Genomic DNA, 23,843 nt, shown 5'->3' on the forward strand with positions numbered 1-23,843 from the left:
CATAGCCCAAAGTAAAAGTAAATAAAACCAATTCACACCTTCACATTTCAACCTAAAAAAACCTCTCAATTAAGAGAGGGGATTTTTTGGTAAGTTCCACTACTTTTCAATATAGACCGAACGAATCAGCGTACGGGTTCTTTCAGGACCATTCACGCTTTTTTCCTTGACGTCAATTGTTACATTATAAACACCTGATTTAGGCACTTCTGGAAGGGTACCCGAAAAATTTTCGGTATCCATTTCCTGAATTGTGCTTTTTCCACTAATTTCTTTACCGCTTTCATCTATTAGATGAACCAGAAATGTTGTGCTGATTGGCCTTTTTTTATCATTCATCGGATTCTTAATGATAAATTTAGCATCTTTTTGCTTAACTTTTCCAGCCATACTTAATGTAATCGGATTCTTTTCGTTAAATTGTGCCGTGAAAAGGTATGCATCTTTTGGTGATTTAGTCTTCATTCGCACTCTCCAGTCACCAATTTCAAGTTTATTCCTATTAAATGTTTGTATGGTTGCACCATTAAAAAAGGAAGTTTGATTTTTTGCAGATTGAACTTTTAAGGAAGGTCTATACTTTTTATTAGATGGAGAAATCAATTCAACCTCGACATCATTTGTGGCAGTGTATATGGTTATATCACTTGGAGCTGCTTCATTTACATGGAAACTTTGTTCGTTCCAGACATTTTGTTGCAGGACATCTCCCAGGACGGTTTGCGAAAGAGCGGTTGTGATGACATCATCTTCAACGTTTTCTTTATAATTGACATTTAAACCAGGAATCCCAGCAATAGAAGTGCTTCTTAAATAGGGTTCAATCCTTGAAAATACAGCTGAACCTATTCGAATATTGTCGTGATCATAGTTGGGATCCGTAAATAAATGTGACGCGTAGGGTATTTTTGTACTCCATACATTCACTAAGCCATCATTTTCTCCATATGAAGATAAATATTGTCCACCCATTGATAAAGCGGAAAGAACCGGCCCTCTATTCATACCGGCCACGGTGAAATACATATTTTTCCGGGCGTTAACATGGTTATCCGTGACAGAACGAAACTCCGCCATTTTACCAACCTGTAAAGAATAAGTTCCTTCATCTTTTTGGCCCAATAGGGAACCAAGCCAGCCCGCATACCAGCTATATGCCAAATCAGCCAAGTTGGAACCGTGATGAGGGGAAGCTAAAGTGATGACCCTTCCAACATATTGGTGTGCTCCAAAGTGTACTAGAGCCGCTTGGGTGTCTGGCCCCCCCTTGCTGTGAGCTATAATATTTACTTTTTCGCCCCCGAAATGGTTACTGATTTCTGCAAGCATTTGAGCTAGCAGCCTTCCATTAGCATATTGGCTAACTGATCCATTTCCAGCAGAATCGTAAAGCTGAACAAAAACCGTTTGATAGCCCGCTTCATATGCCTTAGTATACATATCATTGACACCGTGATAGTCCGTTTCACCGTACCAGCTGGCTGAATTGCCATTTTTACCTTGGACAAATACGATCGGTGGTTTATTTGTGTCAAGGTTGGGAGGGGTACTTCCCAGAAACCAATCCCCTGGGTTGAAAGTTTCGGATGGCGGCTTCAATTTTCCCGCTGAGGAAAAGTTCGGCTTTGCCATAATTAATATGGTTAGTATGAGGACAAGAAAAACGACATAATTGATTATATTCCTTTTCAATTGTTATTCTCCTCCCATGTTATTTTTCGAATTCACCTATTATCAATGCCCTCCTTTACGGGTCTCCTATATCATTCATTAGTTTATATTTGTACTTTTTCCTGCCATTACCTGCTAACTTCATAAAAGATGGGAAAAAAAAACTAGAAGAAAATTATAAATATAGAGATAAAGTATGAAGATGTTAAAAAGAGTGCGCCTTGTAAAAAATTCGGGTTAGTTTGATGCCTACATGAGTTTATCTGGTTCACATCACTTCCTGAACGATTGGCTTCAGAAGAACTTATGAAGGATATGTTAATAGCGATTGCTAGTAAACACGAAGAAAAAAAGAAAACAAGCCCTTCTCCTTCAAAGGATAGAGGGCTTGACTTTCTTATGAACAACATTATTAATTTTTCCGTCGAATATGCCACTGTCCAATTGCCCCTAATCATGTTGTTTTTAAATCCGTCCTTTGTAAGAAATAAATCACAGCAATTGGCTGTCATAATAGAATTCCAGTATCAAACGGCTATTTTATACAAATGATCGATACATTTCACTTAAACAGCTCTCATGATACTCCATCAAAATGTTTCCCCCTGTGGGTGAGTCCATAACAATTGGGTCCGCCATCAAGTACATTTCCATAAAAACACTACCAGCATGCCGATTCGGAGTTTGGATTATTAACTCCGTTAAGCACTTACCCCTCCCCCATCATACCTGTATTTCACCCTGAGAACTGGATAATTGACTTCAGTGATAAGCTCATCCTTTCGATTGTACAGTTTGAATATACCGTTGTGTAGGATAATATCCTCAATGATTTCTCCACGAATTTCCTTTCCAATCGCAAAGGTGCTAACAGCAACTCCTACTGCAACTTCAATAGACCTAATTTCTCTTTCCACTTTTCTCACCTTCTTTCCATTCTCACTCGAATCATCATAACCATGAACTTTGTCCCTTGGCAGGTTAGGATTACTATTGATTAGATTTTTCATTCCAGGAATGGCTTCTCTAGTATAGACACACAATATCGATTGAACTTTCAACTACATTTGAAGTGTAGATGAGGGTCAAAAAAAATGATATCGTCGATGGAGAATCCTACACATTCAGCGAACATATACGCCTTATCGATTCGCAGAGGAATCTTATATTGCTCATAGTCAATGTAGGTCCTCTTGGCCATTTTTAGCACTTTAGCCATTTCCTCTTGGGTTAACCCTTTATACTTCCTCGCTTGTTTAAGTGTAAACTTAACGTTTGTCATACCTTGTCACCACCTATCTAAAAAAATGATATCACACTTGAAGTATAGTTACCAACGATTTTTTGTAAAATTCACGCACTTTAAGTTTACTCACTTTCACTCATAGTGTATATTCAAGTTAGAGGTGAAGAAATATGCACATTGGTGAAAGGATTAAAATGTTAAGAAAAGAAAGAAAAATGACACAAGAAGATTTGGCAAACATATTAAAAGTGGCCCCAACGGCAGTATCAGCATGGGAATCCGGACGGAATAAACCTTTAATGGATAAATTGAGCATGATATCCACATGCTTCGAAATCCCGCTATCCCACCTCATTGAAGGAGCACCTATCATTAGAAATGATCCTGCAATGGAATTTTTAAATGAAAAGAATGTTAGATTAATTGGTGTCTATGGAAATATACCTGCCGGAGAGCCTAACTTTACCAACGAATATATAGAAGCGTATATGCCGACGTTAAATTCCATGCTAAAATCGAACAAGGAATATTTTTTCCTTAGAGTAAAAGGCAACAGCATGAACAAAGAATTCAGTGACGGTTCATTGATCCTCGTTGAAAAAACAACCTACGTCGACAGCGGAAAAATTGGTGTGGTCTTAGTAAATGGTCACGATGGTACAGTCAAAAAAGTGATTATCAATGAAGAAAACATCACACTCATCCCCTGCAGCACGGATCCTTTTTATGAAGAAAAAACCTATCATATCAAAAATGATAGAGTCCGAATTTTAGGAAAAGTGGTACAGGCCATTAAAATATACGATTAATACCCAACTCTAGGGTTTCATTTGCAAATTAGTGACAAGCTAAAATACATAGATTAATTCAATTCGTTAAGTCAAACATTTATCCACTTATACATATTAGGTACAAGCCATTTTGGTTTGTGCTTTTTAATATTATTTTTTATGAGTGAATGCATTCGGCAACTAACTTCGCCCAGGACGCTTTTTTCAATCTCCTTGCTTTTTATGCAGACTAAACCATTTTGTCAACCCAGCCAAGGTGCTCCTTTATTTTTCCCAGTAAATGTTCAACCTCATAAGAAAAACCTTCTGTATTTGCCTTCAGTGCAAATTTATGATTTGTGAAGAGGCTGTGCCATCGCTGTCTTTCAATCTTTAATTTCCCCGTTTATCAGTTTTAGAATTGCTTTTTTATAATTCCAAAAAAAACAGTTAAGGTTAAAAATATATTCAATATTTTCACAAAGGCTTCCGCCATTATTGAAAGAATGGCGGAAACGGGAAAAGTCCCTCTCTTTTTAGAGAAGGACTATCTGCGTGATGTGCTTTCTGGAAGCTATAAATAATTTAACCAGTCAACTATAAATTATTCATTTCACCCGCAATTTCTGCTCTACGGTAATGGTGAACTGGCTGTCAAGATCGTTCCAATCCTTAATTTGCTGAACTGTACTGCCATATGCCCCGCTTAAGGAGTATACAGTGTCCCCACTAACGACAGTATGGTATACCGCTGTAATTTTCTTGGTAAGATTGAAGCATTTAACTATACCGTTTACATGTCCGCGAGCCAGTGTTTCAATAAAGGATGCCATTTTTAATTTGGCTGCGTCATTGACATTATCGATAAATCCATTTTCAGTCAGGAGTGCGGGCATGTCCGTTTCACGGAGCACATGTAAATCGCCTGTTTTTTGTCCCCTGTCTTGGAAGCTGATAAGCTTCATGACCTCTGAATGAATATGATCTTGATACGTTTTCGTTATCTGGTTGGTTGACGTATAAACGTAATCCTCATACCCAGTGCCTCCGCCAGCATTAATGTGGATGGAGAGGTAGAAGTCAGCTCCCCAAGCGTTCGCTTGATTCGTCCGATCGTCTAAAGAGGGGTACGTATCTTGGGGCCTGCTCATTTTTACAGAAACGTTATTATATTCTATTAATAATATGTCTTTGATTCTAGTTGCAATAGATAAAGTTAAATCCTTTTCTCTCAATCCATTACCCACTGATCCTGAATCCGTACCGCCGTGGCCGGGATCAATAAATATTTTTACCATTTCACTCACCTCTATTAATCTTATGTTGCACATTAACAAATGCCTGTACACATAACTACCGGATTAAAGAAAATTTCATAATAATATTAGATTCGGTTTCCTCACTAGGTCTACGGTTAACATGAAATGCGTTCTTCCTTTTCCCTAAAAAAAAACACCTCTCCTGGTGTTTCAGTCTGTAGACAATTTGAACGTTGATTGGAATGTAGGGAACTCGCTTTCCGCGGGCGGTCCGCCCTCTGCTTGCGCCTGCGGGGTCTCCCATAGACGCGCTTTTCCCGCAGGAGTCTCACACACCCGTTCCAATCAACTTTATTATAAAATTTAGATAAAATCTCTTTTGCCTTCAGTCTTTTTTGTTTTAAAATGGCAGGATTAAAACATTCCCTACAATGCACGAGACTCTTTTTGACTTCTTGAAAAAGCTATCTTCTATTATTTTACTTTGGTAAAATTGAACTATAACTTAAATCAAATAGAGGTTCCATAATATATGGAATTCACTAACCAGGTTCTTTTAAGGATGCTGATACATGGAAACAAATGAAATTAAGGATTTGGATAATGTTATGACCGAGATTTAATCCCGTGAAATGGACCTTTATTCAAATTTATAAAAAAGGATAACGACTTCATTCATACTTTCGTTGAAGGGGATTTCATTACAAAATCAATCACTCCAACTTCTATGGTTATTTGGAAAAAAATCATCTGACTTTTTACCAATAGAACAAGCAACACAAAAACAAAGATTTTATAAAATGGCATGGTGTGGGGAAACGGTGAATTAAATGAAGGGGAAGTCGATGATAACCATTTTGTTGCACCATAGAATCCTTTGATGGTTGATGTGAGGTTATCGGATCGGCAATCGATATCACCGAAAAAAAGAAGTGAAAGCAGAATTCGAGAATTGAAAAAATTAGCGGCTGCAGGTGAATTGGTGCTGGAATAGCCCATGAAATCCGAATCCTTTGACTTCCTTAACCAAATCATCAGTGAGCGGATACATGATGCAAGCATCCTAGAATATCTTGGGATCATAGTGGTGGAACTGGATAGGATTAATAACATCGTTAATGAATTTATATTTATAGCAAAACCTGATGAAACTATTAAAATCAGTAGAAACAATATTTACTCCAACATATCGAATATCATTAAATTCATGGAACCACAGTGAAATTTAAGGCATCCGGATTATTTTTGAATCCAAACAACCTCCCTTAAGGCAGTATGTGATCAAAACCTAATGAAACAGGTGTTGATTAACCTTATACAAAACTCTTTTGAAGCAACTGATGAAGACAGTGATGATATAAAAATACTTTTTAAACGTTACAGGAGAAAAATTGATGAATGTTTTAAACGAATGTAAAACTGTCCTTTATTCCCATTGGCTATCTTTCCACTCATTTAAGCTGCTTAATAATCTATATTAGAATGATTTTGGGCCAACAGCAGCTGAAAATTCCTTTTCGCAATTGCATCCTGCACAATATGGATTCTTCTTTCCCTATTGTGCTATTTTTTCTCTTTTTATTGTGGGTACTTCTTAAAAGATGAAAAAGGCTGTTTTCACATACTATGTTGCTATTTACCAGGTAGTGAGTTGTGGTTGATTCCCCCTTCAGATGCTCGCTTTCCGCGGGGCGGGCGGTGAGCCTCCTCGGCGTAAACGCCTGTGGGGTCTCACCTGTCCCGCTGCTCCCGCAGGAGTCTCGCACTTCCGCTCCAATCAACCTTAAATAGTTTCGTTTTAAAAACAACAATCTTTACGAAAAGAGCCATGAAAAAAAGTGTTTGAACGCTAATATTGATATCCCATCTATAATGTGAACTTAAACGCCTGAACATTGACCGGGATTTTAAAAGGAGAAGACGTATGAAAAATGAATATGGTAAGTTTGAACAATTGGTTCAAAAGTTGGATCCAGGCATCAAACTCATTCGCGCATGGGAATTAAAAGGCGGAATTTCTGCTCAAGTGACAGGACTTGAAATGTTACAATCTACAGGGAGGATCATAAGGATGATCCTTCGTCAGCATGGTGATAATGACTTGAAACGGAATCCGAATATTGCGGCAGATGAACACAGGCTTTTAGGGATATTGAAGGCTGCAGGTTTGCCTGTACCGAAGCCTTATTACATCGAGCAATCCTGTGAGGTTTTTTCCAGGCCATGTATACTTATCGAGTTTATTGAGGGCAAGCCAGATTTTACCCCCTCAAATCTTAATGATCATATCTTACAATTGGCAATCAATCTAGCAAAAATCCATCATGTTGATTGTGCGAAGCTACCTTTATCTTTCCTCCCTAAACTAGAAAATTCATATGGAGAAATGTTAGATAGTAAAGATGGGGCAATCCTGGACGAAACCTTAAATCTGAGCTTGATCAGAGATTTGTTAAAATCATACATGCCATTACGCCCAACGAATAAAGAAGTGATCCTTCACGGTGATTATTGGCCAGGAAATATATTATGGAAAGAAGATAAACTAGTTTCTATAATTGATTGGGAAGACTCAGGCTTAGGGGACCCTTTGGCTGACCTTGCCAATAGTCAACTCGAGATTTTATTTCATTTTGGAATGGATGCAATGAGTGACTTTACCATTCAATATAAATCCATGATGCCGGAGTTGAATTTTACAAACTTACCCTTCTGGCAATTATTTGCCGCATTACGGTTATCTGATTTTCCTGAATGGGGCTTGGAAAAAAGCAAGGAAAATAGCTGGAAGAAAAGACACAAGTCATTTGTTCGTCAAGCAATTAACCAAATTCGTTTAAATTAATGTATCTTCAATTTTTTTAAAAGGAGTGACAGATCTGATATGCCTATGAACTTTTGATAAAGGCATTTATACCAGTCCCTTTATCAACTTTTTTCATAAACTAACAATGAATTCCAAAAAAATCCAGGAGGTGTTTAAATGTATAATAAGCCCTGGGGGCATCCGAAAGGCGGTCAATGTCCACTACAATATTGCCCACCTCACAGAATCCCTACTCAGTATAATCCACCTCAAATCTCGCCGACAAAGCAATATGTTAAAACTAATGTCATTAACACTGTGATTCCGGTTTTTCACCCGACACATACAACTACCGTGAATAAACATTTCACCACATATATACCGCATACCCGAAGTATCGTGAAAGAGTGTTATACCCAAAGCTTTGTTTGCGGAGTTCCTCAATCCCCCTGTTTTTCGAGGAGAATGCTAAGATATTAATTTAAAAAACCCCGATTCGGGGTTTTTATTAATTCCTTCCATCAACCTTTGAAATTTGACATTCAAAGGATTTACAACTGTCTAAATGCAAACTCCCTATATTTTTTAAAGTGTTGTTTCTTATAAAACTCTTTTGCATCAGTGTTTTCAAACCAATAATCCAGTTCAATTAAATCTATATCATTCTTTTTCGCAATTTCATATATCTCATTCATTAGTTGCTTACCGTAGCCCTTTTGGGTTTGACTTTCAGCGATACTAAGCTGATGCACATATACTGATTTATATTCATTTTTAAAAGCACTTTCTGGATAGGTTTTAATTTCAATCCATGCGTAACCGATCGGTTCTTCATGTTCTTTTAAAAGAAGAAAAACAAAACTTTTATTTTCAACCAAACTTTTGAAAGTTTCTTTCATTGCACTATAATTATATTCCTTAAAATACTTAGGATATAGTTTCGCATGCAGGCTGTGGACATTTTGATTTAATTTTGCAATTACTTCATAATCCCGGGTTTGACTTACATACATAATAATCCCCCTGTATATACAATGAAACATTCATTATTTAATATAAATTCCATGAAAGAAGTTCACCCTATCATAAGCATTTAATGAACTTAATTCGGCAAAATCCCTAAAAGTTCCTGTTTGACTTTCTTATATTGCGAGCCTTGCAAAAGGAAAGATCAGCCCAGTAGCATTCGTTTTAAAGAAAAGTCTCGCAGGCAATGCGTACAAACCGATTCTCTTAATCTTACTGATATACGAGATGGCCCATCATAGGATAAGCCTAATATTGTGGAACATGATAGGATATATCCTGAAACGGTAAGGATTATTAGACTGGATATAGGTGGTTTTAGTTTAATTATGGGGCCTTTGGATGTTAAGATGCTTGGTGAAGAAATAATGAAAATATTGGAGGAGTTCATCTTGAATCCATATGCATATTTGGCAATAGCCATCATAAGTGAAGTGTTTGGCAGCTCGATGTTAAAAGTATCAAACGGATTCAAAAAGTTATTCCCTTCAATTGGTGTTGTAATTGGAATGGGTTTGGCTTTTTATTGCCTGTCTTTATCTCTTAAAACAATTCCACTTGGAACGGCTTATGCTATATGGTCCGGAATAGGTACTGCTTTAACTGCATTAGTGGGAGTTATCGTTTATAAAGAAAGCTTTAACCTGAAAAAAATTTTAGGTTTAGCCCTAATCATTGGCGGAGTGGTTGTTTTGAAACTCTCCAGTGGCGACGCTCATTAATATTTTGAGAAACGGAGGTAATTATATGAAAGGATACATAGCTTTAGGAATATCAATCATAAGTGAAATATTTGGCACAACCATGCTTAAGTTATCTGAAGGATTCACTCATTTATTCGCTTCATTTGGGGTCATTATTGGATTCGGAATCGCATTTTATAGCTTATCCATATGTCTTAAAACAATTCCGTTAAGCTTGGCATATGCCATTTGGGCAGGAATTGGCACAGCTTTAACTGCATTAATAGGCGTACTATTATGGAGTGAGCCATTTAGCATCACTACATTAGGAGGCTTAGTATTAATCATTGGTGGAGTGGTTTTACTAAATGCTTCCCATACTCCCAAACAAGCAGAAGGATCGTCAAACTAATGGTTTGCGATTCCTCCTATGTCTATAAGAAAAACACGATACCCTGAACTGCATTAGAAAAGGCCGCCTGCGCGACCTTCTCTTTTGAATGGAGCTGAGTTTCATGAATCAGTCCTTCATTTGAATTTAATTTTTACAGACTTTTTTTCATGATAACCTATTTGTTTTTTCATTTCCTCCTTAGCTTGCCAGCATATTTCTCAGGGTTTCACCAAGTCCGTCGAGCAAAGTCCGTGAACTTGAATTTATCGGGTCTATGCCTGGATTCGCTATACTGAAACAAGCTTCCATCAATTAAATGAACCGTACTTTTCACCACTGCCACCATATCGTAGTCTTCTATGTCCAATAATTGTTTATCTTCTTCACTGCATGGCTCCACAGTAATTTCCTTATTGGAAAAACCAATCTGGAGCCCGAGTTCCTTTTCGATATATCCATAGATCGAATCCTCACAAATTTCCTTTGTCAGATTAGTTACGAACCCACTATTGAAATAGTCTTTGTCCAGAATGATTTTATTTCCATTGATTTGCCGAACCCGGAACACTTTCCACACTTCCTCACCTTCAGTTAAGTCAAGAAGCTTGATCATGCTTGTGTCCGGGGACTCAAGCTCCATGGTATGGATGATCGTTTTGGAATGCAGATTCAACTTTTCCACCATTTCTTTATAGGAAATCAAGCCTGCTACAGGAAAATTAAATTTGCTGAAATCCAATACAAAGGAACCCTTGCCTTTGATTTTATGGATATACCCATTTTGTTCAAGCAATTGCAAGGACTTTCTTACAGTATCCCTGGAGATGTCATACTCTTCCATGAAGCTGCTTTCGGAAGGAAGCTTTGAATTTGTCGGAAAGGTTCCTCCTTCAATTTTTGAAACGATATCACCATATAGTGATAGGTATTTGCTGTTCATTTCATCACCACAATATATTTTTGTTAGTCTGCTACTCGTCCTTTTTCAACAAATAGACAACCGATTCATAGGGACGAAGGATAATGTCATCTGCAAAGTCTTTCGAATCGATATAGTTCGAGAGTAGGAGCTCTGACTTGAATCCGGATAGGTCTGCATCTTTTGGAATTTCGAAGGACACTTCTTTTGCATAAAAGTTATTGATGACCAAAAGTTTCTCATCTTCATGACTGCGTACATAGGCGAACAATTGATCGTGATCGCCAAGAATTTCCTGATAGTCCCCATATGCAATGATATCATGTTTCTTTCGTAAAAATATAAGTTTTTGGTAATGATAAAAAATGGAATCCTTATCCATCAGTGCATGTTCAGCATTGATGAACTTTCCATTATCAGGCACTGAAATCCATGGAGTCCCTTTTGTAAACCCTGCATGCTCCGTATTTTCCCACTGCATGGGAGTTCGCGAGTTATCGCGGGATTTAGCTTGAAGGATTTCGATTATTTCCTGCTCATCTTTGCCTTCCTCTTTTAAAATATTGTAATAATTAATTGACTCCACGTCCCGATATTGTTCAATATCATTGAATTTCGGGTTGGTCATCCCTATTTCCTCGCCTTGATAAATATAAGGGGTCCCCCTAAGCATGTGAATGGATGTTGCTAGCATCTTGGCAGATTCCTTTTGATACTCTTGATCATCCCCAAACCTGGACACGATCCTCGGCTGGTCATGGTTGCACCAGAACAGAGCATTCCACCCATTCCCTTCTTGCATCCCATATTGCCAGTTGCTTAGGATATCCTTTAACTTCCTGAAGTCAAAATCTGCAATGGACCACTTTTCCCCATCCTTGTAATCCACCTTTAGATGATGGAAATTGAATACCATGGATAGCTCCTTTTCATCTGGTGATGAATATTTGACGCAATGATCAATGGTCGTCGATGACATTTCCCCAACTGTCATCACCTCTTCATCCTTCCCAAAAGTTTCTTCATTCATCTCTTTAAGGAATTGATGAATTTTGGGACCATCTGTATAAAAGCAACGTCCATCCCCTTCTTTGTCATTTTCAAAGGAATCAGGTTTCGAAATGAGATTGATGACATCCAATCGGAATCCTTTAACACCTTTATCCAGCCAGAAGTTAACTACATTGAAGATTTCTCGCCTTACTCTGGGATTTTCCCAGTTAAGGTCAGCTTGTGTCCGATCGAACAAATGAAGGTAGTATTCATCATGTTCCGCTAGATATTCCCATGCGGAGCCGCCGAATTTTGAAATCCAATTGGTTGGGGGCTCTCCATCTTTCGATTTCTTGAAAATATAATAGTCCTTATATTCTTTCTCTCCTGCCAATGCCTTTTGGAACCATTCATGCTCTATTGATGTATGGTTGAATACCATATCCAGCATGATCTGGATATCCCGCGAATTAGCTTCCTTCACCAATCTCTCGAAATCATCCATTGTCCCAAATGCAGGATCAATGGATGTGTAATCCGCTACATCATATCCATTATCATTTTGAGGTGAACGATAAAAGGGGGTCAGCCAAATATAATCCACTCCCAGTATGTTCAAATAATCAAGTTTTTCAATAACACCATTTATGTCACCGATGCCGTCACCATTCGAGTCCTTAAAAGACTTCGGATAAATTTGATATATGATGCTTTTTTTAAAATCATTCATTGTAATTCCTCCTCTGCTGTCCCGGGTGTATCATTTATCAGTATGATAAAAAAGAGGGAGAATGCTCTCCCTCCGCATTATCAAGCATTTAATTTCGTTGTTTTCGTTCTTGTTTTCAAGTTCATTTGAGGACGTTTGGAGAATGCTATAGTCAAAATGAATGGCACAACGAAAGCGACCAACATCGCGAGTGCAAACATTCCCATATACTGTGGCTGGATGGAAAGGATACCTGGGATCCCTCCAACACCGATAGAGTTTGCCATTACTCCCGATCCGACTGAAACGATGCCTGCGAAAAGTGAACCGATCATACCGGCTAAGAACGGAAAGCCGTATTTAAGGTTAATGCCGAACATGGCTGGCTCGGTTACACCGAGATAACATGAGATCGTGGCGGGAATGGAAACTTGTCTTTCCTCCTGATCCTTTCTGTTGATGTAAATCATCGCAAGAACTGCTGTACCTTGTGCAATATTGGATAAAGCGATCATTGGCCATAGATTCGTTCCGCCCAGTTCACTCATAAGCTGCAGATCGATAGCGTTCGTCATGTGATGCAGGCCTGTGATGACAAGCGGAGCATATGCAAAGCCGAAAACGGCAGCAAATAGCCAGCCAACTGATGAATTCAATCCGGAATATACAACCGTAGAAATGACTGAACCGATTTTCCAACCTAAAGGCCCCAAAATGGTGTGGGCAATGATCACAGTTGGAAGTAAAGCAAAAAATGGAACGACGATCATGGAAATGGAATTGTGCACTTTATCTCTCAAGTACCGTTCTAAATACGCCAAAACGAACCCTGCAAGTATAGCTGGAATGACTTGGGCCTGGTAGCCGATCATATCGACTTGCGCAAAACCGAAATCCCAAAAAGGTATGTCACTTGCCTTCGTTCCTGCCACTGCATATGCATTAAGTAGTTGTGGGGAAACCAAGGTCAGACCAAGGACGATGCCGAGAATTTGAGTTGTGCCCATTTTCTTCGAGATGGACCATGTAATCCCAACAGGAAGGAAATGAAAAATAGCTTCACCTATAAGCCAAAGGAAGGCGTGGACCCCTGACCAAAATTGTGAAATATCCACAAGTGTCTTTGTGCTATCATCGAACATTTTTATATCCCCGATGATATTGCGGAATCCAAGAATAAGGCCGCCAACGACAATGGCAGGAATCAGCGGGGTGAAAATATCCGCAAGATGGGAAATCATCCGCTGCAGCCAGCTCATATTCTGTTTAGCTGCCGTTTTCACATCTTCTTTTGACGCTTCCTGCAGTCCAGCTATGGAAACGAATTCATTATAAAAGGATGATACTTCATTCCCGATTATGACCTGGAACTGGCCAGCTTGTGTAAAGGTTCCCTTCACAAGTTTAATCGATTCAATATTCGTTACGTCCGCCTTGGCGGGGACTTTCAAAGCAAAACGCATTCTTGTCGCACAATGCGTAACTGTCGCAATATTTTCTTTCCCTCCGACATGTTGAAGCAAATCCATTGCTGGTTCTGTGTATTTACCCATTTCACTACTTCCTTTCCCTAGAAAGCAAAATATAGTTTATTTTACAACCTATACGTATAGGTTTTGTATACGCTTTCATATTATCCTGTACGTACAGGTTCTGTCAAGAATTTTTTCCTCACTTTAAAAGGATTGATTTTCATTTACTTTCATTAACGATTTAACGAAGTGTATTAAAATCGGAGAAAAATGAATAATCTGTACTTATTTATATTTAAATAATAAAAAGAGGAGCTAGGATGCTCCTCTCAGACCTATAGACCAGTTTTTTTTAGGTTTTTAAAATTTGACCTTTGCGTGGAACGTAAGGCACTCGCGGTCCGTCCCCCAGTGCTCTTTGCCCTGCGGTGTCTCCCTCTGACGCACCTTTCCCGCAGGAGTCTCGCACTCGTTCCAATCAACTTTGTTTTAACAGTTAGATGGAACTCCTTTGATCTGACCCAATAAAGTTAGACATATTATTTAATAGCATATAAAATTCCGGAAAGGACATATGTCCCGCTGTTCGACTCCAGGTTCATCGTTGGAATGGAAGATTTTTTGGGGGAAATAACAAAAAATTCTCTGCCAAGACCAATCTTTAACAAGCAAAGGCCACTAATCAATTAGTGGCCTCGCTTGTTTACCATTAACTTGAATAATTAAAGACAAAATAAGTCTAATTCCTAGCAATCATTTTCGGAGAATTTAGCCGGCTAAAAATTAAGTGGTACCTTTTTATTTGTTATACTTATAAAAAGTTTCAATGACTGCCCTGGTTAATATCTCAATACCAGTGAAAATGGCTTCCTGATTGAATACCATGTTGGGATGGTGCAACCCTGGCTCTAAATTGCAGCCAACACCCAGCATCGTGGCTTTAATTGCAGGTCTTTCCTTTGTATAAAAATGAAAATCCTCACCGCCGGGAGTGATGATGGGCTTAACGAGCCCTTTAGCCCCCAAGGTTTTTTCTATTGCCTTCCCCATCAATCGTTCCGCTTCTTGATCAATGGATGCTGCATAAACTCTTTCTTTGTGCTTGAAGGTAATTTGACATTGATGGAAGATGGACATTTTCTTCAAAACATCGTCCACCTTCTCGATCAATTCGTCCATCGCTTCATTCGTTTGGGCGCGTAAGTCAAGACTGAACTTGGAGGACCCAGGTATAATATTTGCATTTTCCCCTCCTGCGGAAACCTGTGTCATTTTGACTGAATAAGATAATTGCGGGTTTAGCCGTATTCCTTTAAGCTGTTCAACGATGGCACTGATCACTTCAATGGCGTTTAAAGTCAAATGAGGCCTGGCACCATGTCCATCAAATCCGTGAATCTCACCAAACACTGTATCGGCTGACCCGTGAATGATGCCTGAAGCAGCTTGTCCATGCTTAATCTCATGAATAGGGCGCAAATGAAGACCAAAGAGAAAGTCAACATCATCCAATACCTGTTTTTCAATCATCTTTAAAGCACCCTCACCAACTTCTTCGGCAGGCTGAAAAATAAACTTTAACGTACCTGGAAGAATTGCCTTCATTTTTCTTAATAACAACAACACACCCAATACAATCGTCATGTGAGCATCATGCCCACATGAGTGGTTGGCACGTATTGTCCCATCCACCTCCTGAAGGAGAGCATCCATATCAGCCCTCAATCCGACCGTTAACTTATTTCGCCCTTCCTCTGGATACCATGTCCCCACGATTCCAGGGATATCCACAAAACTGGTCACTTTAAGATCGTTTTGTTTGAGGACCCTTGAAATATAAGATGTAGTCTCATATTCATTCCAGCTCACTTCAGGATTCTCATGAAGATGGTGGAAAATCTCCAAAACTTGAGGTTTTATTTCATTCAATAATTCCTTCATCAAACCACTCCTTTCTCTCAGGAAATACCAAGGGCCACTGCAACCATGAGTGCAATGCAAGCAATCAAAGTCCACCCGAGAACTAATTTCCAAATGAATTTAACCCATCGCTCATAGGGAATCCCAGCGATGGCCAAATATCCCATCAACGCTGATGACGTTGGAATGATGGAATTCGTAACCGAATCCCCATATTGGAAGGCAAGAACGGCAAGCTGTCTTTCCAAACCCAATATATCCGTAATGGGAACCATGATCGGCATTGTTGCGGCAGCCTGTCCGCTACCCGAAGAAATGAATAAATTCAGGATTGCTTGAGTGAAGAACATGCCTACCACATTCAACGTTTGCGGTAAGTGGCTTATCCCGGACGCCGCCATGAAGACCAATGAATCTATGATTTTCCCTTCTTCCAGCACTACTGTTATAGCCCTTGCAAAACCGACGATCAATGCCCCAAATGTTACTGCTTTGGCCCCATCGATAAATGAATCGAAAATTTTCCCAAGCTGAAGCCCCCCTACAAGCCCGCTAACGATGCCCATAATCAAAAAAGAAGCGGTAAGCTCGGTTAAAAACCAATCCCATTTGAACACACCATAAATGTTAAAAGCCAGCCCAAAGGTCATCGCTATGAAGACCAGCTTGTGTCGGCCCGTCAATTCGGGGAAATCGACCAAACCAGCCGTTTGTTTTTCTTTTAGTTCAATATCATAGATTACACTATTTTCAGGATTTCGCTTAACCTTATTCGCATACCGGCTAACATACCAAATGGCAAATGACAGTACAAAAATATAAATAACGAATCGAAAACCGATTCCAGAGAATAAAGGTACTTCAGCCAGTGATTGCGCCACCCCTACCGTAAATGGATTGAGCATGCCCCCGAAAAACCCACTGGCTGCACCAAGTGTAATCATGGCCGTTCCAGTAACTGCATCAAAGCCCATTGCCCTTGCTATAGCGATACCGATCGGTACAAAGATAATGGTCTCTTCTGCCATCCCCATGCTAAAACCGCCAATGGAAAAAAGCAGCATACTCAAAGGAATTAAAAGCTTTTCCCTCCCCGCAAGAGATCGGACCCCTTTGTATACCCCTGCTTCAATGGCCCCGGTAGTTCGTATGATTGCGAATACACCACTTACAAGAAAAATATAAAAAATAATTTGGGCTCCCTTTTCCAATCCCAATGGAATGGAGGTGAAAAGGTCAAAAAAGCTAACAGGGTCTTGTTCAATAGCATGATAGCTTCCATCAACTACAAGCATTCTCCCCGATTCTTCATCCTTAACCCGGTCGAATTCACCGGCCGGAATCACATATGAAGCAAGTCCTGCCAAGATGATTATGATGAAGATAAGTGTGTATGTATGCGGTACTTTTAACCAAGCTTTTTTCTTGACCGGCACAATATTTTTTTCGGTTTCCATCCATTCACCTCATCCTGTAAATCTTATAATTAAACCAGCTCTTTTTTTATGGTTAATTGCTCAAGAACCTCCTCGTTAATTACGATTCCAAGCCCAGGTTCCCTTGTAAGATGGACATACGGTATTTCATAATCAAGATTCCCAATATCGAGACTGAATAGCAGCGGACCAGTCAATTCAGTGCTGGTAATGTTTTTTCGTGAAATGGCTGTATGGTACCCTGCTGCAGACCCGATCGAGGATTCTACCATTGATCCGATTTGGCAGCTGATTCCTGCGACCTCTGCTGTCTTTGCCAATTGGATAGCCTGATAGATTCCGCCGCATTTCATTAGTTTAATATTGATTTTATCTACAGCTTTCTTTTTAATGATTTCCTGCAGATGGGTTCCGTTATGGATGCTTTCATCTGCCATTAGTGGTATCGTCGTTTTTTCCTTAAGCTCAGCAAGACCGTCAATATCCCCCATTCTAATCGGCTGTTCCAACCATGAAAGGTTAAATGGTTCCAGAGCCTTCACTGCCTGAAGTGCATTGGCATAGGTGCCCCATCCTTGATTCGCATCAACCCGAATTGGAACCTTCTTCCCGACTTTTTGTCGAACTGCAGCAATCCGATCTACATCTGATTCAATATCCCAGCCAACCTTAAGCTTTAAAGAACTATAACCTTGGTCGACAGCTTCCTGTGCTTTTTCAGCCATCATGCCCGGTTCGTCTATACTTAAAACCTTAGCGAAAGAGAGGGATTCATGGAACTTCCCACCTAATAAATCATAAATCGGCAATTTGGTGTATTTCCCCATCAGGTCATAGCAAGCTATATCAATGGCCGCTTTTGCCGAGGGATTTCCGCTGATGGCGGAATTCATGATATCGTGAATCATTTCCATATTAAATGGGTTTTCCTGCTTTACAGCAGGTAACAGGACATGCTTTAGTACTTCGAATGTCGAATAAAACGATTCCCCAGTTACATGTTCATCAGGCACTGCCTCCCCATATCCCACCAGCCCGTTATCGGCTATTAATTTTACGATAACAGAGGGCATATGCTTGTATGTTTCATAGGAAATGACAAATGGCTCTTTTAATGGCAAATGTGTGGCATGAATTTCACAACGTTCAATAAGCAAAATAAACCTCCCCTTTCACTGTCGCTATATGTCGTTAATAAAAACAATATATACCAATCTCCTTTTCCTGTAAAGTCTGAAAATTTAATTTTCGGTAAGTTTCTTGAATTTCTCCGCTGGTACATATAAGTTCCGAGGTCTTCCTTGCCCATATGGATGTTCCTCTCCAATTTTGCTGAGACAGCCGCCTTCAGTAAGTCTTTTAACGAATCTTTCTGCCGATCGTCTGGTACAACTCATGTATTCCTCTAGCTCTGCTGCTGAAAAAGCCCGAAAATGATTTATCGAAATAAACCGATGAATCAATTTTATATTTTTCGCACTCATTTTTAGTTCCCTGGCCAGTATTTGAATGGTTTCATCTTCATTTTTCAATTCCACTTGGTGATTCCCTTCAAATAATGGTCCCTGAAGTTTTTGATCTTCATCCACCAAGCATGCTACCGTTTTTCTTTTTAGGAATTTATCGGTAAAAAATAATGCTTGTGCCGAATGTTTTTCCGCCTCTTGAATCGTATATCCATATCCAATGCCAATTTGGAAGAAGGTTTTAAATTCTTGTTCCATTTGTCCGATGATTTCATCATAAATATCTGATTCAAACGCCTGCAATGCTCCGCGTGTAGTATAAATCAAATGTGGATTAAAGTATTCAAGAGAAACGCGAGCCTGTAATCTCTTACTCAATTTCTGTAAAAAATTTAAAAATAGATCACTTTCATTAAGCTTTTGTTGATAATCTTGAATGGAAATGACAGCAATCTGTGATTCTTCCGTTTTCCTCAGTTTCAGCAAAGATATAGCTCCTGTAAGACTTTCTATTAAGGTATGTTTGGGCTGAACCATAAATCTGGAAGGAATGGATAGCCTTTGAAGTTCCTGATAAACAGCATGAATGCTCGTTAGTGCGAAATGGGTTTTTCCTTCTTTATGCCTGTTGCTATGGAATTGAACGAATTCGGCAATATTTAGTGTCTGGGTGCCTTCTTCCCTTTTGTAAACCCACGGGTAATCCTTCACATAAAGGGATTTTACTACGACTTCCGATTCTTCCAATACCTTCATTAACTGGTTTTTATCCGGTAAATCGATTGAGATTTCATTTATAGTAACCTTTTCCGTATGAGAAATAGATAACAACGAAAGCGCAACTGTCAATTCATCAAAAGGGACATATATAGCTTCTATTAAATTTCTTTTAACTTGTTCGTATCCATAATAAAAAGGGATGGAACCTGAAAACAATACTAGATCAGTTTGTTTACCGGCATCTTCTATTAATAGACTGGTTTCTTCCGGCAGATCATATTGAAAGGAAATGAATTGTACCTCAGGAAACAAAGGAAAGTGGACAGATAAGGATTCCAAAAAATACTTTGAGCCTATTACACCGATTTTCATGTTGCTTCACCTCGAAAATGAAATTTTATTTTTATTATAACGGTAGAATCGTATTAGTAACTACAAATATTCACCAAAATCCTGCATCTGAGTTTAAGCCTGTTTCATCATCAAATTTCGGAAATGTCACCTTACGACAAACTAACATCGCCCATATTTGTTTTTTATTGTATCTTATTAATAGGGAATGGAGAATCATGTTGTATTACGTTCCCATGGAATTTATCCGGTTTTAATTTCGAATGACCAACTTTTAGTTTCACATTTAAAGTAACTAAATCACTGACAAAACGTTTTTTCTGAGAGGAGTTCAAGATGATCAAAGGTCTCTATGAAGCCCATTTACCAGTATCAGATATGCAAAGGTCGATTGATTTTTACCGCAAACTTGATTTAGAACTTGCCTATCAAAGCGAGAGGGTCGTTTTCTTCTGGCTTGAGAAAGGGAAAAGTTGGCTTGGTCTTTGGAAAACGAACCAAGTGGAAATTCCCTATCATCCTTCCATCCGTCATGTGGCATTACAAATTGATATAGGTGACATGCCATCGGCGAAAGATTGGCTGAAAAATAGAGGAATTGACATTCGGCCTTTCTTTAATTTTACTGAAGGACAGCAGCCTTTGGTTCTCGATAATAACCCGCAAGCCCATGCGGCCATTTATTTTGATGATCCAGACGGAAATGTACTTGAATTGATTGCTCCATTAAGGCTGGACTTTGAGGGAAGTTTTGGAGAGATGTCATTAGAAGATTGGTATAAACGATTCCCAATTTAAATGGAGAGATGATTCCAGTTGTTATTTTTGCAATTTAAGAATGGGACCCCCCATCCGGGTGTCCCATTGCTTCTGGGGAAGGATTCTTGTTCAAGGGCACAAATGCATTACGGGATATCATGCCCCATCGAGCTAGTTAAAATGTTAAACCATTGTTCTTTTTTCATACTTAGATTTAGTGAATCAATGGCGCTATCCAGTCGTTCTTTCTTACCGGAACCAACGATCGGAATGATTTTTGCAGGATGTCTCAACAGCCATGCATACATAACCTCATCTATTCCATTAGCACCGATTTCTTCTTTTACGATTTCTAACGTTTTTCTTAAGCGGACAGCCTTTTCGTTTGATTCTTCAAAGATGCTTCCTCCTGCGAGTGGTGACCATGCCATAGGAGCCACGCCCATTTCCTGACATAAGTTAATGGTTCCGTCTTCGAAGTTTTCAAGATTGTATGTAGAAAGTTCCAGTTGATTTGTTACTAGAGGATATTCAAGGTACGCTTGAAGCATATCCCATTGCGGTTTTTTGAAGTTCGATACCCCAAAGTTACGGACCTTTCCTGATTCTTTTAATTGATTAAACGCCTCAGCCGTTTCCGATGGGTCCATCAGGGGATCAGGACGATGGATAAGTAATAAATCAATATAATCCGTTTTAAGATTCATAAGGGATTGTTCAACAGACTTTATAATGTGAGTTTTATTAGTGTTATAATGGTGGCTTTTATGAGAAGGGCGGTTTTCTGATTGTATGACTATGCCACATTTCGTAACGATCTCCATTTTTTCGCGTAAAGATGGCTTTAATGAAAGGGCGTTCCCAAAAATCTCCTCACATGTGTAGCTACCATATATATCAGCGTGATCATATGTAGTGACCCCCCGATCCATTCCATGTTCAATAAGAGATAGGATTTCTTCGGTGGAAAATTTCCAATCTGCCAATCTCCACATACCGTGAACAATGCGTGAAAGACTTAGATCTTCAGTTAGATTGACTCTTTGCATGTTGTTTCTCCCCTTTTATATCATGATTGGGCTTGCTAATTAGGTGTTTGTCATGGCTTACCTATGTTGCGGTTTCTTTCCTTATTATCCTTCATAACATATTGGTTAATTCTGTGCTAGTATCCTTGGCTCCTGCAATGAATCTTAGTATAATTTAAAATTTCGAAGAATCCTAATCTTGAGTGACCCTCACATGCCACATTTTTAGAACGTTAGGTTCATGAACTTTAGATAAGTTATATATCGCCCCCTTGTGGATGCAGAATCCCACGTAAGATCCATAAGAAAAAGGCTGCCGTAGCAACCTCCTAATCGAATAATCAAGAATTCATTTCCATCTAGCTAGCATGAAATATCAAAATCCTTAGTTAGTTCTTTGAAGTTTTCTTGTGTAATTCAACGATTTCTATCGCTAAATCTTTTGTTGTCATGGAAGTCATCAAGTGATCTTGAGCATGGATAAGAGCATTGGAATTTCGAATACCTCACCACTCACTTCTTGTTGAATCAAACCGGTTTGGATTTTATGTGCAGCAAACTCATCTTCCGCTTCCTTTAATTTTTCTTGGGCATCGCTTGATTTACCCTGTTTTTGCAAGGCGATGGCTTCCATTGCACAACTGCGGGCATTTCCGCTATGGAGAATTAATTGAAATGTTAATTCAGATAGATCCTCTTTCGTTTTCGTCATATGAACACCCTCTTTTTTGTTCGCAAAAAAGGACAGAAAAGGGTAATGGCAACATTCCCTTCTCTGTCCTTTTACCTGAGAGATTTGTTCCAAGTTTTTTTTTGGAACTTGATCCTTCGGTGGCTGTGCATTGCACTCTCACACAATCGTCATCCGCTATATTTTTTTGAAACACTGTAAATATTTGTGACCGTAAATTATTTGCATAAGTGGTTTTTATGGTATCACTCTTTATTTATACATATTCAGAAAACTAAGAAATGATAAAACGAAGGAAAATCACTTTATATCAGCAAACGCCTTCAAATTTAATAGACTAATGCTTTTTTATGAAGTTCAGCTCTTGCTGATCGCTGATTGTATCCTGGTTTTTCTCTTTTTCTTTTAAAACATAACTAAGCAAGTCTAATGAGAGACGTGCTGCCACTTGTCCAGTTATTCCCGCATGATCGTAAGGAGGAGCTACTTCTACCATATCAAAACCGATTACTTCTCCTCTTTTTGCAATTCCATGGAGTATTTCGTTGACTTCATCATAAAGCAGGCCTCCAGGAGAAGGCGTGCCTGTCGCAGGGGCGATCGATGGATCGAGGCCATCAATGTCCATGGTAATATAATATTTTTCACCTGCTGGAATAAGTTCCAGCACCTGTTCAAATCCCATCTTTCTCATTTGACGTGGAGACAAGATGACACTTCCGTATTCTCTGGAAGCATCGACATCTTCTTTTTTACTGCTGCTGATTCCACGAATGCCCAATTGGAAAATCTTTTGAACATGATTCATTTCAGATAAGCGGCGGATGCAGCTTCCATGTCCAACCCGCATTCCTGAACGGTGATCTGCCCAGTCTAAATGCGCATCAATCTGGATCACATGAAATGGCCCGAGTTCTCCCAAGCCCCTTCCTACTGGTATTGTAATGGAATGATCTCCACCTAAAACAACCGGCATTGCACCTTTTGAAACGATTTTTCGAATGGCTTCTTCCGTATTATCATGGGATTGCATCATATCCCCATGTACCATGTCTACATCGCCGCAATCAACTACTTTCCATTTCGGGCCAAGATACATGATATCATTTTCAATATCATAGGCGCCATCTAACCCGAAACTATATAATGTAGAGCCTTCACGAATTCCTCTTGGACCCATTCTTGCTCCTGACTTCCATTGTGTTCCCATATCATTTGGAACTCCAATGACAGCTACATCTGCATCTAACTGGTCTAGATCAGGACATACGGGATATTTCCCGAAAGTACAGATTCCGGTAAAAGGTAAATTAAGATGTTGTTTTTTATTATTCGACATGAACTTTGCCTCCCACTTGTATTACGTTCTCCTAATGTCTCCTAATGTTCTCCTAATATATATGCAAGCTTCATGCCAACCTATAAAACTAGACAAAACGGAATTGTGTTGTCAATAATGACTACCAGGAACCGACACAGATTTCTTTCTGTTCCAGGCCATCTTTAGATATAATATTTGAAATA

20 protein-coding genes, 1 pseudogene and 1 riboswitch are annotated in these 23,843 nt (G+C 39.1%); of the genes and pseudogenes, 6 read left to right on the forward strand and 15 right to left on the reverse strand.

Going from position 1 to position 23,843, the window contains the following annotated elements; genetic code table 11:
• Positions 1-99: 99 nt before the first annotated feature.
• From ACFX4L_RS16470 to ACFX4L_RS16480, 3 genes are all read right to left on the reverse strand, one after another.
• Positions 100-1,632: an esterase/lipase family protein gene (locus tag ACFX4L_RS16470; RefSeq protein WP_377385355.1), complete on the reverse strand. Its 1,533-nt coding sequence runs from the start codon at positions 1,630-1,632 to the stop codon at positions 100-102.
• A 740-nt stretch (positions 1,633-2,372) separates the two neighbouring features.
• A complete protein-coding gene (locus ACFX4L_RS16475; protein WP_377385318.1) occupies positions 2,373-2,681 on the reverse strand; it encodes a hypothetical protein in 309 nt (102 codons plus the stop codon).
• A 47-nt stretch (positions 2,682-2,728) separates the two neighbouring features.
• Complete coding sequence (locus ACFX4L_RS16480; protein ID WP_061462697.1) at positions 2,729-2,953, reverse strand: helix-turn-helix transcriptional regulator; 225 nt, start codon at positions 2,951-2,953, stop codon at positions 2,729-2,731.
• A 134-nt stretch (positions 2,954-3,087) separates the two neighbouring features.
• On the opposite strand from ACFX4L_RS16480, the gene ACFX4L_RS16485 reads away from it, so the two are divergent.
• A complete protein-coding gene (locus ACFX4L_RS16485) occupies positions 3,088-3,726 on the forward strand; it encodes a LexA family protein (RefSeq protein WP_089364973.1) in 639 nt (212 codons plus the stop codon).
• Between the two features lie 569 nt (positions 3,727-4,295).
• Here ACFX4L_RS16485 and ACFX4L_RS16490 read toward each other — a convergent pair.
• A complete protein-coding gene (locus ACFX4L_RS16490; protein WP_318687255.1) occupies positions 4,296-4,985 on the reverse strand; it encodes an N-acetylmuramoyl-L-alanine amidase in 690 nt (229 codons plus the stop codon).
• A 1,885-nt stretch (positions 4,986-6,870) separates the two neighbouring features.
• On the opposite strand from ACFX4L_RS16490, the gene ACFX4L_RS16495 reads away from it, so the two are divergent.
• Complete coding sequence (locus ACFX4L_RS16495) at positions 6,871-7,791, forward strand: phosphotransferase (RefSeq protein ID WP_377385313.1); 921 nt, start codon at positions 6,871-6,873, stop codon at positions 7,789-7,791.
• Between the two features lie 138 nt (positions 7,792-7,929).
• Entirely contained in the window at positions 7,930-8,232 is a 303-nt protein-coding gene (locus tag ACFX4L_RS16500; RefSeq protein ID WP_284471101.1) for a CotD family spore coat protein, read from the forward strand.
• Between the two features lie 71 nt (positions 8,233-8,303).
• Here the strand turns inward: ACFX4L_RS16500 and ACFX4L_RS16505 are convergent, their stop codons facing one another.
• On the reverse strand, positions 8,304-8,765 hold the full coding sequence (locus ACFX4L_RS16505; protein WP_377385308.1) for a GNAT family N-acetyltransferase: 462 nt from the start codon (positions 8,763-8,765) through the stop codon (positions 8,304-8,306).
• 405 nt (positions 8,766-9,170) lie between these two features.
• On the opposite strand from ACFX4L_RS16505, the gene ACFX4L_RS16510 reads away from it, so the two are divergent.
• Together ACFX4L_RS16510 and ACFX4L_RS16515 are read left to right on the forward strand one after the other, a co-directional pair.
• Entirely contained in the window at positions 9,171-9,500 is a 330-nt protein-coding gene (locus ACFX4L_RS16510) for a DMT family transporter (RefSeq protein ID WP_317777608.1), read from the forward strand.
• 25 nt (positions 9,501-9,525) lie between these two features.
• Positions 9,526-9,873, forward strand: a complete 348-nt coding sequence (locus ACFX4L_RS16515) for a DMT family transporter (RefSeq protein WP_089364980.1) — start codon at positions 9,526-9,528, stop codon at positions 9,871-9,873.
• 208 nt (positions 9,874-10,081) lie between these two features.
• Here the strand turns inward: ACFX4L_RS16515 and treR are convergent, their stop codons facing one another.
• The 7 genes from treR to ACFX4L_RS16550 form a co-directional block, all read right to left on the reverse strand.
• Positions 10,082-10,795 (reverse strand): trehalose operon repressor, encoded by a 714-nt coding sequence (treR, locus tag ACFX4L_RS16520; RefSeq protein ID WP_284471103.1) that lies wholly within the window; start codon positions 10,793-10,795, stop codon positions 10,082-10,084.
• 31 nt (positions 10,796-10,826) lie between these two features.
• Entirely contained in the window at positions 10,827-12,497 is a 1,671-nt protein-coding gene (gene treC, locus ACFX4L_RS16525; protein WP_377385302.1) for an alpha,alpha-phosphotrehalase, read from the reverse strand.
• Positions 12,498-12,577: 80 nt separating this feature from the next.
• Complete coding sequence (treP, locus tag ACFX4L_RS16530) at positions 12,578-14,029, reverse strand: PTS system trehalose-specific EIIBC component (protein ID WP_377385300.1); 1,452 nt, start codon at positions 14,027-14,029, stop codon at positions 12,578-12,580.
• Positions 14,030-14,746: 717 nt separating this feature from the next.
• Positions 14,747-15,889, reverse strand: a complete 1,143-nt coding sequence (locus ACFX4L_RS16535; RefSeq protein ID WP_284471105.1) for a M20 peptidase aminoacylase family protein — start codon at positions 15,887-15,889, stop codon at positions 14,747-14,749.
• A 17-nt stretch (positions 15,890-15,906) separates the two neighbouring features.
• The gene (locus ACFX4L_RS16540) at positions 15,907-17,325 is read right to left on the reverse strand and encodes a YfcC family protein (protein ID WP_284471106.1); all 1,419 of its coding nucleotides are present in this window, start codon (positions 17,323-17,325) and stop codon (positions 15,907-15,909) included.
• A gap of 29 nt (positions 17,326-17,354) precedes the next feature.
• Positions 17,355-18,461: a mandelate racemase/muconate lactonizing enzyme family protein gene (locus ACFX4L_RS16545; protein ID WP_377385297.1), complete on the reverse strand. Its 1,107-nt coding sequence runs from the start codon at positions 18,459-18,461 to the stop codon at positions 17,355-17,357.
• 84 nt (positions 18,462-18,545) lie between these two features.
• Positions 18,546-19,862: a MarR family transcriptional regulator gene (locus tag ACFX4L_RS16550; RefSeq protein ID WP_377385295.1), complete on the reverse strand. Its 1,317-nt coding sequence runs from the start codon at positions 19,860-19,862 to the stop codon at positions 18,546-18,548.
• Between the two features lie 315 nt (positions 19,863-20,177).
• On the opposite strand from ACFX4L_RS16550, the gene ACFX4L_RS16555 reads away from it, so the two are divergent.
• Positions 20,178-20,639 carry a VOC family protein gene (locus tag ACFX4L_RS16555; protein ID WP_061462662.1) on the forward strand — a complete coding sequence of 154 codons (462 nt, stop codon included), beginning with the start codon at positions 20,178-20,180 and terminating at the stop codon, positions 20,637-20,639.
• Positions 20,640-20,746: 107 nt separating this feature from the next.
• On the opposite strand, the gene ACFX4L_RS16560 is transcribed toward ACFX4L_RS16555, so the two are convergent.
• The 3 genes and pseudogenes from ACFX4L_RS16560 to speB all read right to left on the reverse strand — a co-directional run bounded on the left by ACFX4L_RS16560 (position 20,747) and on the right by speB (position 23,658).
• Positions 20,747-21,649 carry an aldo/keto reductase gene (locus ACFX4L_RS16560; protein WP_377385293.1) on the reverse strand — a complete coding sequence of 301 codons (903 nt, stop codon included), beginning with the start codon at positions 21,647-21,649 and terminating at the stop codon, positions 20,747-20,749.
• 368 nt (positions 21,650-22,017) lie between these two features.
• Positions 22,018-22,340 (reverse strand): annotated as a pseudogene (locus tag ACFX4L_RS16565) (PTS sugar transporter subunit IIA).
• Between the two features lie 53 nt (positions 22,341-22,393).
• Positions 22,394-22,492: riboswitch (glycine riboswitch) on the reverse strand.
• Positions 22,493-22,656: 164 nt separating this feature from the next.
• A complete protein-coding gene (gene speB / locus ACFX4L_RS16570) occupies positions 22,657-23,658 on the reverse strand; it encodes an agmatinase (protein ID WP_061462658.1) in 1,002 nt (333 codons plus the stop codon).
• Between the last annotated feature and the right edge of the window lie 185 nt (positions 23,659-23,843).

Source organism: Peribacillus sp. YIM B13482 (assembly GCF_042787975.1).
Lineage (GTDB): Bacteria > Bacillota > Bacilli > Bacillales > DSM-1321 > Peribacillus > Peribacillus simplex_A.